Origin of the sequence: Pseudoalteromonas qingdaonensis, assembly GCF_038739665.1 — a bacterium.
GTDB classification, from domain to species: domain Bacteria; phylum Pseudomonadota; class Gammaproteobacteria; order Enterobacterales; family Alteromonadaceae; genus Pseudoalteromonas; species Pseudoalteromonas qingdaonensis.
Map to the genome: position 1 here is coordinate 97490 of NZ_JBCGCU010000011.1, position 9285 is coordinate 106774.

The following is a 9285-nucleotide window of genomic DNA, read 5'->3' on the forward strand; positions in this document are numbered from 1 at the left end:
TGGCACCACGAAGAAAGCAAAGCACAGGCATCACCTGACTTTAAACGGCATTTATTCTAAGGTGAAGGCCTCGCAGGGGGTACTTTGGTGATAAACCACCCGCCATTGTTGCTCACTATCCAAACGCCACAAGGACATGCGCGAGGAAAAATGCCACTGGCCGCCCTTAATGCGTCGCAAGGCACTGCGATAATAAAGCTGCACCAGGGTATCGCTGAGCATACGGCCAATAAAATCCTGATTATGAAAAAGCGGCTTGCGGCTTTTCGACTGCTCCTTGGGCAGGCGTTCCAGCACATTGGCCTTGTTAAAGCGTTTTCCGTCCGAGGACACCTCAATAAAATCATCGTCAATCAAGGCATTGAGGCGCGCCGCATCGGCACGCACGTCTTCACGCATCAAGGAGCGTTCAAGCTCAATTAGCTGCTCAAATAACTGGGCTTTAATCTTGTTCATAGTGGCGTATAACTTTTCCTTGGTGCATTTAGCATTAACTGGCCGAAATTAACTGTTTGGTATAGTTCAGCGGCGATTTATCTAAAGCGATTACATCAGCCTAGTAGCCAGACACCAATTTGCCAACTTCATGCTCCATATTCAATATCTTAGGGACAAGGAAAAGGCTGATAGATTGACTTCATCACTCGTCTATTCAGCGAAAAATAAGTAAAGCACACTGCCTTCTAGAGCACCAGTAACACTCGACCAAGCTGGCTCATTTTGGTATAAAGCAGCAACATACTAAAGACATCGGGCCACTTTAATTAGGCTGTCGCCGATGCAATGACACAGGATTTTATATGCATTACGCAGAGATCACCGGCTGGGGAAAATGTGTTCCTCCGGCGCGAATTAGCAATCAGGATATAGCCACAGTTGTAGATACATCCGACGAGTGGATCAGCTCACGCACCGGCATTAAAGCCCGCCACGTTAGCCATGTCAGCACCGCAGAGCTGGCCACAGTTGCGGCGCAGCGCGCTCTAGATTGTGCCGGCATCGATGCCAAGGATTTAGACCTGGTACTGGTTGCTACCTGTACGCCAAGCACAGTCGTCGCTAACACCGCCTCTGAAGTACAGCAGCGTCTAGGTGCTACCGGCGCTGCGGCCTGTGACAGTAATGCCGCCTGCTCTGGCTTTTTATATGCTCTGCAAATGGCCACTGCACAGATTCAGGCGGGAATGATCAAACGCGCCGTGGTTATCGCCGCAGAACGTATGAGCTGGTATATCAACTGGGCCCGCCGCGACAGTGCCGTGCTATTTGGTGATGGTGCCGGTGCTGTGGTACTTGAAGCAACCGAACAAGCCCTTGGTTTATTGGCCAGCAAATCCGGCTGCGACAGCTCAGATCGCAGCATACTGCACATTGAAAATTTTGGTTCCAACATCAATAAGTACGAGGCCATAGGTGGTTCAGAACTGCATTTTGTCGGCCCGGAAATATTTAAACGTGCGGTAAAAGGCATGAGCGGCGCCTGCGATGACGTACTAAACCAGGCACAATTAAGCCTGGATGATATCGATGTACTGGTACCGCATCAGGCTAACCTGCGCATTATCCAGGCCATTCAGCAGCGCCTTAAGGTTGAAGACGACAAGGTCATGGTCAATATCGATGAGTATGGCAACACCTCGGCAGCGACCATAGCCATCGCCCTGTGTGAAGCGGTAGAGCGCGGCATGATAAAACCAGGTGCCAACATTATGTCGGCGGCCTTTGGTGCAGGTTTAACCTGGGCCGCAAGTTATATAAAGTGGGGTCAAAGAGTAACACCTGTGCGTCAAAGCAGCGCCGAGTTACCCCCTTGCCCGCAAACCGGCTTGGAGCTTATCGCCGACGCCGTTGCTGCTTGTCAGAAATAGAAAACGGTAAACTTCCTTTCAATTCAGGGCCGCCTTCGCGGCCTTGTTTCTTTTTGCTGTTTTATTGCGCTATATCAACGGCGCCTTCCTCCCCTCTTTGCTATGTTAAATAAACAACCAAGCACAACATAAGGGCCAGCAAATGAAACGTCATGGTTTACATATAGGCATAGAGCGCACCAAAACGCGTTTTTATATTTCCATGGTGATAGTCGGCAAGTTAGATCATCACGACTATGAAGTGATCACCCCTATGTTTGATGACGCCCTAAAGGGGCTGGATGAGCGCATCGTTGATGTGTTTATCGACGCCAGCGAGCTGGAAGGATTCAGCGCCCGCGCCCTGTGGGATGACTTTAAGCTCGGCATTGCCCACAGCCATCAATTTCGCCGTATCGCCTTTTACGGTCGCCACGACTGGCAGGATTATGCGGCGCGCGTCGCCAATTGGTTTACCGGCGGCGAGGTAAAGTATTTTGCCGATGCTGATACCGCCAGGGCCTGGCTCAATGAATCTGAAAACGAGTCCGACAGCGAATAAAAAACGAGCCGCAATAGCGGCTCGGGTGGAGGTATTGGAGTGATAACGAATTAACGCCCGTATTTGTCTGCCAGCATAGTATAAACGGCGCGAATACCGAAGGCTTCACCGCCTACCGGGCGACCAGGTAGCGCGCGCAGGTTCCAGGCCATAACATCAAAGTGGACCCAAGGAGTTTTGGCGTCGATAAATTCCTGCAAGTAAAGGGCTGCGGTAATGGCACCCGCGAAAGGACCCGGTGCACAGTTGGTTAAATCTGCCACATCGCTTTTCATCATATTCTTGTACTTAGCGAATAATGGCATGCGCCATACAGGATCCTGGCTGTGTTCACCGGCTTGAGTCAGGGCCTCGGCCAGTTTGTCATCATTACTGAAAAAACCCGGCAGCTCGGTACCCAAGGCAATGCGCATGGCGCCGGTCAAAGTAGCGAAGTCGATGATCATCTCAGGGTTTTCCTGCTGCGCTTCGTCTAAAGCATCACACAAGACTAAACGACCTTCGGCATCCGTGTTATCGATTTCCACGGTCAGACCCTTGCGGGTTTTCACCACATCGCCCGGGCGAAATGCATTGCGTGATACCGCATTTTCCACCGCAGGTACCAGGACTCGCAGTTGAATATTCAGCCCCATGGCCATGATCAGATTCGCCAAGCCAATTACATGAGCGGCGCCGCCCATATCCTTTTTCATCAAACGCATACCGGCGGCGGGTTTTAAGTCCAGACCACCGGAGTCAAAACACACACCCTTACCAACCAAGGTTACTTTAGGCGCATCCGATTTGCCCCAGCGTAAATCAAGCAATCGCGGCTTGTTTTCACTGGCTCGGCCAACAAGATGAATGGTGGGGTAATTCTGCTCTAGCAGCTCATCACCCACCCACTCACTAAACTCACCGCCAAAGCGCTGAGCCATGTCGTTCATCACTTCACTTAAGTGCTGCGGCATCATATCCGCGGCCGGAGTGTTAACCAGATCACGCACCACCTGGGTCGACTCCATTAATGCCACTAATTCCTGGTATAAGGTGGCATCTTCAATAAGCAAACGCGCCTGTGGCAGCTGAATTTGCTTGTAGCCGCTGAACTGATAGCCACCAAGCACAAAGCCCAGGGCAATATCGCGCTCATTGGCGGCATTTTGTAATTGATAATCACCCTTGGGCAATTTACCGATAATATCACCGGCCGCCCACATATCAGCGACATCTGAAGTCACCAAAATAGCGCTTTGCGGCTCGCCAGTTTCTGGATTCGGCAGCACACATAAGCCGGGTTGCTGTTGCAGTGAGCGGGCGACCCAGGTACGGGTAAAGTCATCTTGCTCTGCACACCAAGCCTCACAACCTTGTTGGTCAAAAATGAAAAGTGGCATTAAGGCGGTATCGAGACGAGGTTTATTGATGAGTAAATTCATTGCGGACTCACTTTTAATTACTGATAATAGGCAGGATATCAAGTTAAAAAAGTAAATGATATAGCCAAACCATGGGACCTTGTGAGCAAGCACGTCGACTGTTTTTTGCCTTGGGGCTAAGCGCCGAGCAGAAGCAACATATCAAGCAGTGGTTAAGCCGCCACGCCAGCTTAAGCAAGGCGCCAACCCAATGCCGTAACTGGCATTTAACCCTGATGTTTCTCGGTCAGGTTGAGCAGGCGCAGGCGCAGCGGCTCATTAATGGCGCTCGCAAACTGGTGGTGCCGCGCTTTTCTGTGCTCTTGGATGAGCATGATTATTGGCCGCACAATGGCTTGTTCCACCTGCGCCCGAGCGCTCCCGAACCACACTTGCTAACCTTAGCCGCAGAGCTACGAGCCTTGGCCGGGCAACATCAAATTCACGACCAACATAGCCGTTATCGCCCTCATGTTACCCTGGCACGTAACCTTAAAATACCCCCTAAGGTGGATCGCCCCATGCCGCCATTGCAGCTGGATATTGATCATTTCACCCTGTATCACTCGACTCGGGACGATCAGGGGCTGGTGTATAAACCGATTGCCGAATTCGCCTGTAGCTAACTCAAACCGAGCTTGGATTTAATCGTCTTTTGGCTTATCCACCACTTTGGTTTTGGGTGGTTTGGGGTTACTAAAGGAGCTGGGCAGGATATCGACCCCCACCATATGAGCAATTTTGACCACCAAAGGAATGGTAATGGGTGCAAACGGCAGCACGGCAAAAACCCCAAGACCGAGGCCTTTGAGGATATCAATAAACTGTTTATTGGCTACCTGTAAGTCTTGTTTAGACGCCTGTCCCTTGGTGTAGCGCTTATAAATATCGAGCATTTCCCTTGTTTCTTGCCGCTCTTGGGCCAGCGCCCACTTAAGCGTCACCATAGCGCGGCGAAGTTTTAGCTTTTGTCGGCGCCGTGAAATCATAAGCACCCGCAATGGAGCGCGATGGAACGAACGATAGATTCGCATACTGTCTTGAATTAGGGATCTGATTGCACATTGTCACATACTTAGACGCATTTCACTAGCGCCCGACTTCTGCACCAGCGAGATTAAGGCGGCTTATATCGGCCAACGCAGGCGCCAAAACAAGCTCACCTTAACCACACCATAACAGCTGGATCTTTTATGCTTGCGCTTGCAAGCATCGGACGTTATGTTGAAGTTAATCTTATCGCCTTGTAAAAAAACATGAATGTAATCGCGCGCGCCAACAAATTGCTTAGCGAAAACAAATTAAAACAAGCGGAGTTTCATTTTAAGTCGCTATTAGAAGCCAACCCCAATCAGGGAGAAGCCTTGTTTGGTTTAGGCCGTATCGCCATGCGCTTAGAAAAATACCCCGAGGCGGTGTACCTGCTGCAAAAAGCCTGTCAACGTCTGCCCAAGGTGCTAGATCCCCTGTTTGCCCTGGCCGACGCTTTTGACGCCCTAAAAAAACCACACTATGCCCAGGATATTCTCGAGCACTGCTGCCAGATTGCCCCGCACAATGGCGAGGTCTTTTATCGATTGGCCCAGCATCAATTAGTGTACGGCTTTATCGAGCAAGCGAAGCAGAGCCTGATGCGCGGTTTGGCATGCCCTGATCATAATGTCAGCCTATACCTTTATTACGAGCTAGCTTATCTTGACCCCAAAGCCATCGACAGTGCGCAAATCGCCCACCTGCACACCTTGCTCAGAGGCACGCAAAATAAGCACGCCAAGGTGGTAGCCCACTATGCACTTGGTAAAAGCTACCATGGATTGGGCGATAAAAATCAGGCCTTCGCCCATTATCGCCTCGCCAACAAATTACAGGCCAAGCTTTGCCCAACCTTTAGCGCTACGGCTTTTAATACCCATATTGATAAGATTAAGACTTTGTTTAACGCCGAGTTTATTGCTTCTCAGCGCGATGAGCTTAAGGCCAGCTTTACCCCTGTGTTTATCGTCGGCATGCCCAGATGCGGCTCTACCCTGTTAGAACAAATGCTGTGCCAGCATCCCAAGGTGGCAAGCCTGGGTGACAGGGATATTTTTAATGCCAAGCTGATGGCTCATTTAAGCAAGGTTACAGGGCAAACCTTCCCCGACTGTATGGCCGATATAAGCGGCGAGATGCGCTCAAAACTCAGACAAATGTATGCCGACGAAGTCGCCAAGCAACAGCTGGGGCATCAATATATAATTAATAAACTAGCGGCTAACTTTGAGGCCATAGGTGCTATTAAGGCACTGTTTCCTAATGCCTTATTTATCGATATGCGGCGCAGTTTTTATCCCATGGCTTGGTCGGTATTTACTCACTACTTAGATACCAATAAGGCTTTTTGCTGCGATATGGATATGCTGCAAGACTATTACGAAGGCTATGACAGCTTGATGCAGCATTGGCACCAAAACGCTGACAAGAGTATTTATACCCAGCATTATGAGCAGCTGACCGACAAGCCAGAGCAAGCACTGCGTAAGCTTTGTAACTGGCTGGATATTGTCTACACCGAGCATTGTCTCGACTATCATAACAATAACAAGGCGGTCACAGGTTTAAGCCGAGCTCAGGTGCGACAACCGCTTTATCTGGGCGCCAATCTTGCCTATAAGCAGTATGAACAGGCGTTTCTAGGCTGTTTTAAGCGTGGCGAGCAAACCAAGCCTGCACATCCTGAAACTGATCCCGCACAGCCTGCGGGTGAGTAAGCATGTCGATATGACCATAATCATGGTGATGGCCATGGCTGCGACCGTAGATTTTTAGCTCCTGCAGCCCAAGCCCGGACTCCTGCATAAACTTCTTGATATCTATGGGCTGAGCCAGGGATTTATCCTTGACCCCGGCAATATGCAAAATCGGCGGTAAACTTTTATCGCGCAGCGCCGCACCATAGTCAAAACCATCATCACTGTCGACCCAAGGCAACACCTTGGCCCACTGCATACTCTGATAGTGCGACTTAATGGTTTCATTATCACTGCCCCACTTCAACTGACGCGCCGGCAGATAACCGTGCTTCTGTGCATATTTAGGGGCGAGCCAGTACCAGATAAGATTGCCCTTGATAAACTTCCCCAGATGGCGATTGTAGAGCGAGCGCTTTGAGCCAAAATAAGCACAAGCGCTCACCTTGTCTATATATTCAGGGAAGCGGGCAAAAGCGCTGTTAAAGAGCACCCCACCCCAGGAATGCGCAACCCAAAAACGAGGAAACTCGCCGCTATGCGCGATAATCTTATCAATAAAAGCGGGGATCTCAGCGCAGATGGCCTCGGTTTGACCATAGGCGGCACCTCGGGCTATGGCCGGTTTACTCTCACCTCTTCCAGCCAAATCGGCCACGTAGCAACGATAACCTAAACGCGCTAAAAAAGGCGCCAGCCCCTTATTACTGTGGGTATAAAAAATCTTACCGTTTTCAACGGCGCCATGCATAAAAAACACCGCCGGCCCCGTGGCATCAGCCTTGGCGATATAACGAAGATGCAATTGCTGCGCGGCATTAAGGTCAACAAGAAGCGACTGCTGCTGAAGATCGGTCATAATTCGGCCCATTTTGTTACTTCATCTCATCGTACCAGAAGAATAACCAAGACACCCACTCTAAAACAACTTTAAGGTGGGTGTCTTGCTAATGTCATCTTAAGGTGGGTGTCTTGCTAATGTCATCTTTAAGGTGGGTGTCTTGCTAATGTCTATGGTCGCTTGGATGATGTCTTAGATCTCTAGCCAAAATTAGCTGACACAGAATTCTGAGCGCCCTCTACATTTTAGCCTTCAGTATTTGCACAGGGTAGCGATTACTCTCGCATGGAACGTAGCATATTTCTTAGCTTGTCTTCATCTGCATCAGGGCTGTTAACTTTTTCATTTTTCACCAGAATTTCTTCAATAGGAGCTGATTCTTTTCTATTCAAGTTTGAAGAAAAGTAATCTCCAATCTTGAGCATTGATATACCTGCATCTAAAAAGCTTTTAAGCCTACCACCTTTTAAAAATTCTGGTATACGCGCCATGAGAGGAATTAAAGGTGCGATACTCTGACCATAGTGCTGCTCGATTCGCGATCCCATAACAACGGATGTAGCAACAAGTTTGTCTTCTAAAGTAATTTTTTTAGAGTAGTCGAGACTGTAAGATCTTTTGTGTAAGTGGCTGTTTGTCATAGTGATACGCGGTCACTATACATAATCATAAACTGGCTCATGGCCGCTTTCCAGTCCCTGATGGGCATTGTCCATTTCTTCGAGATCTGGTGAAGTGCCAGATATAGTATCTTCATCACTGAGTCATCCGTCGGGAATGAGCGCCTGGTTTTCGTGATTTTACGCAGGCTAGCATTCAGCGACTCAATGGCGTTCGTGGTGTAAATCACTTTGCGGATTTCCGGCGGATAATCGAAGAACACGCTCAGCCGCTCCCAGTTGTTACGCCAGGACAGGCTAATGCTCGGATGTTCGTCATCCCACCTCTGTGCAAACTCGGTCAGGGCTAACTCAGCCTCGGCCAAAGTCGCTGCGCCATAAATGCGTTTCAGGTCGGCCGCGATGGCTTTACGCTGCTTCCAACTGACATATCGCAGTGAGTGGCGGATTTGATGCACGATACACAGTTGCACTTGGGTTTTAGGGTATACGGCTTCGATTGCTTCTGGGAAGCCCTTGAGGCCATCGACACAGGCAATGAAGATATCTTGCACGCCTCGGTTTTTCAGCTCATTCATGACCGACAGCCAGAACTTCGCCCCCTCTGTTTGAGCCATCCAGAGACCGAGCAATTCTTTCTCGCCGTCCGCGTTGATACCCAAGGCCAGATATACAGATTTATTCTGTACAGCACCCGAATCACGGCTACGTACAACCAGGCAATCGAGATAAACTACGGGGTACACCGAATCAAGCGGGCGCTGCTGCCATTGCTTCACTTCGTCCAGCACTTCATTGGTGACTTGCGAGATAAATGTCGCGGATACATCTACGCCGTAGGACTCCTCAAAATGGGCCTGAATATCGCGGGTTGTCATGCCTCGGGCATACAGCGATATGATGCGGTCATCGAAGCCGCCAAGCTGTTTCTCACCTTTCTTGACCAGCTTAGGGCTAAAGGTGCCGTTGCGGTCACGGGGAATATCCAGGTCAATTTCACCGTGAACGCTGCGCACAGTTTTGCTGGATTTACCGTTACGGGAATTACCGGAGTTATGGCCCTCTTGCGCATGTTTGGCATAGCCGAGATGTTGTTCCATCTCAGCATTCAAGGCGCGTTCTGCGACCTTTTTAGTCAATTGCTTAAGCAGCCCGGCTTCGCCGAGGATATCATCTGGAGAATCACAGCCATCAAGCAGCTGATCGATAAGTTTGTCTGTTATTGGCATTCTGCATTCCTTTCAACAGGTTAAGAATGCCACTTACACAGAGTTTTTTACAGTCTC

The 9285-nt window shown here is 49.6% G+C and carries 10 protein-coding genes; 4 read left to right on the forward strand and 6 right to left on the reverse strand.

Annotation, left to right across the window (positions count from 1 at the left end; genetic code table 11):
* Nucleotides 1-51: 51 nt before the first annotated feature.
* Complete coding sequence (locus tag WCN91_RS11010) at nt 52-456, reverse strand: nuclear transport factor 2 family protein (RefSeq protein ID WP_342679015.1); 405 nt, start codon at nt 454-456, stop codon at nt 52-54.
* A 344-nt stretch (nt 457-800) separates the two neighbouring features.
* Here WCN91_RS11010 and WCN91_RS11015 point away from each other — a divergent pair, with 344 nt between their 5' ends.
* Both WCN91_RS11015 and WCN91_RS11020 read left to right on the forward strand, forming a co-directional pair.
* Nucleotides 801-1868: a ketoacyl-ACP synthase III gene (locus WCN91_RS11015; RefSeq protein WP_342679017.1), complete on the forward strand. Its 1068-nt coding sequence runs from the start codon at nt 801-803 to the stop codon at nt 1866-1868.
* Between the two features lie 142 nt (nt 1869-2010).
* Nucleotides 2011-2409, forward strand: a complete 399-nt coding sequence (locus tag WCN91_RS11020; protein WP_342679019.1) for a SpoIIAA family protein — start codon at nt 2011-2013, stop codon at nt 2407-2409.
* A 50-nt stretch (nt 2410-2459) separates the two neighbouring features.
* On the opposite strand, the gene WCN91_RS11025 is transcribed toward WCN91_RS11020, so the two are convergent.
* Entirely contained in the window at nt 2460-3830 is a 1371-nt protein-coding gene (locus WCN91_RS11025) for a leucyl aminopeptidase family protein (RefSeq protein WP_425416035.1), read from the reverse strand.
* 71 nt (nt 3831-3901) lie between these two features.
* Here WCN91_RS11025 and thpR point away from each other — a divergent pair, with 71 nt between their 5' ends.
* A complete protein-coding gene (gene thpR, locus WCN91_RS11030) occupies nt 3902-4435 on the forward strand; it encodes an RNA 2',3'-cyclic phosphodiesterase (protein ID WP_342679021.1) in 534 nt (177 codons plus the stop codon).
* An 18-nt stretch (nt 4436-4453) separates the two neighbouring features.
* On the opposite strand, the gene WCN91_RS11035 is transcribed toward thpR, so the two are convergent.
* A complete protein-coding gene (locus WCN91_RS11035; RefSeq protein WP_342679023.1) occupies nt 4454-4843 on the reverse strand; it encodes a hypothetical protein in 390 nt (129 codons plus the stop codon).
* 222 nt (nt 4844-5065) lie between these two features.
* Here WCN91_RS11035 and WCN91_RS11040 point away from each other — a divergent pair, with 222 nt between their 5' ends.
* On the forward strand, nt 5066-6559 hold the full coding sequence (locus WCN91_RS11040; protein ID WP_342679025.1) for a tetratricopeptide repeat-containing sulfotransferase family protein: 1494 nt from the start codon (nt 5066-5068) through the stop codon (nt 6557-6559).
* Here WCN91_RS11040 and WCN91_RS11045 read toward each other — a convergent pair.
* The 3 genes from WCN91_RS11045 to WCN91_RS11055 all read right to left on the reverse strand — a co-directional run bounded on the left by WCN91_RS11045 (nt 6492) and on the right by WCN91_RS11055 (nt 9228).
* Nucleotides 6492-7397, reverse strand: a complete 906-nt coding sequence (locus WCN91_RS11045) for an alpha/beta fold hydrolase (RefSeq protein WP_342679027.1) — start codon at nt 7395-7397, stop codon at nt 6492-6494. The two genes, WCN91_RS11040 and WCN91_RS11045, sit on opposite strands and share 68 nt — an antisense overlap.
* A gap of 257 nt (nt 7398-7654) precedes the next feature.
* Nucleotides 7655-8020, reverse strand: a complete 366-nt coding sequence (locus WCN91_RS11050; RefSeq protein WP_342679029.1) for a hypothetical protein — start codon at nt 8018-8020, stop codon at nt 7655-7657.
* The gene (locus WCN91_RS11055; protein WP_342679031.1) at nt 8017-9228 is read right to left on the reverse strand and encodes an IS256 family transposase; all 1212 of its coding nucleotides are present in this window, start codon (nt 9226-9228) and stop codon (nt 8017-8019) included. The genes WCN91_RS11050 and WCN91_RS11055 overlap by 4 nt, the downstream gene beginning before the upstream one ends.
* Nucleotides 9229-9285: the final 57 nt, after the last annotated feature.

What these genes read in the sequence shown, in the direction of transcription:
- WCN91_RS11010 (WP_342679015.1), bottom strand. Translation starts at nt 456, where the DNA reads ATGAACAAGATTAAAGCCCAGTTATTTGAGCAGCTAATTGAGCTTGAA.
- WCN91_RS11015 (WP_342679017.1), top strand. Translation starts at nt 801, where the DNA reads ATGCATTACGCAGAGATCACCGGCTGGGGAAAATGTGTTCCTCCGGCG.
- WCN91_RS11020 (WP_342679019.1), top strand. Translation starts at nt 2,011, where the DNA reads ATGAAACGTCATGGTTTACATATAGGCATAGAGCGCACCAAAACGCGT.
- WCN91_RS11025 (WP_425416035.1), bottom strand. Translation starts at nt 3,830, where the DNA reads ATGAATTTACTCATCAATAAACCTCGTCTCGATACCGCCTTAATGCCA.
- thpR (WP_342679021.1), top strand. Translation starts at nt 3,902, where the DNA reads ATGGGACCTTGTGAGCAAGCACGTCGACTGTTTTTTGCCTTGGGGCTA.
- WCN91_RS11035 (WP_342679023.1), bottom strand. Translation starts at nt 4,843, where the DNA reads ATGCGAATCTATCGTTCGTTCCATCGCGCTCCATTGCGGGTGCTTATG.
- WCN91_RS11040 (WP_342679025.1), top strand. Translation starts at nt 5,066, where the DNA reads ATGAATGTAATCGCGCGCGCCAACAAATTGCTTAGCGAAAACAAATTA.
- WCN91_RS11045 (WP_342679027.1), bottom strand. Translation starts at nt 7,397, where the DNA reads ATGACCGATCTTCAGCAGCAGTCGCTTCTTGTTGACCTTAATGCCGCG.
- WCN91_RS11050 (WP_342679029.1), bottom strand. Translation starts at nt 8,020, where the DNA reads ATGACAAACAGCCACTTACACAAAAGATCTTACAGTCTCGACTACTCT.
- WCN91_RS11055 (WP_342679031.1), bottom strand. Translation starts at nt 9,228, where the DNA reads ATGCCAATAACAGACAAACTTATCGATCAGCTGCTTGATGGCTGTGAT.